The sequence below is a fragment of the Neisseria iguanae genome, from assembly GCF_003013245.1.
Taxonomy (GTDB): Bacteria; Pseudomonadota; Gammaproteobacteria; order Burkholderiales; family Neisseriaceae; genus Neisseria; species Neisseria iguanae.
The window spans coordinates 1-565 of sequence record NZ_PXYY01000197.1; the positions used below are offsets into that span (position 1 = coordinate 1).

General features: G+C 51.2%; 1 pseudogene. It reads left to right on the forward strand.

The features are described 5' to 3' along the window. Nucleotides 1–173 precede the first annotated feature (173 nt). Nucleotides 174–443: pseudogene (locus C7N83_RS14090) on the forward strand (class I tRNA ligase family protein); the annotation flags it as partial. Nucleotides 444–565: the final 122 nt, after the last annotated feature.

A 565-nucleotide genomic window follows, 5' to 3' on the forward strand; every position in this document is an offset into this window, starting at 1 on the left:
CGTATAGGGCCTGGCGCTGATGTGGGGTGAACCGGGTGTTTTTGTGGGTGTTCATTTCAGTATTGTCTTTCCAATACGGTAAACAACGCCGGCTTTTCTTAAAGCTAAAAAGCAAGGAAACTTTTTAAATTCAAGGTATGCTTGCCCCTGCGGGTAGGTCGCGTGTTCATTGCGACGCACCTTATTTCGGCTTTGAAATCCCCGATGCGCCAGGCAAATATTTCTATGTGTGGCTGGATGCGCCGGTGGGTTACATGGCATCGTTCAAAAATCTTTGTGACCGCACCGGCTTGGATTTTGATGAATTTTTCAAAGCTGACAGCCAAACCGAGATGTATCACTTTATCGGCAAAGACATACTGTATTTTCATGCCTTGTTTTGGACAGCGATGCTGAAATTCTCCGGCTACCGTACTCCGAGCGGCATTAGCGCAGACGGGTTTGGCGGTCTGAACAGCCTGTCCCCCGGTATTCCGTTCCAACCCGGCCCGTTTCACGGGCAGGGCACCATCCGGAGATACCCGGCCCGCCATCCGGAATCCGCAGCAGCCAAAGCATTAAAGGC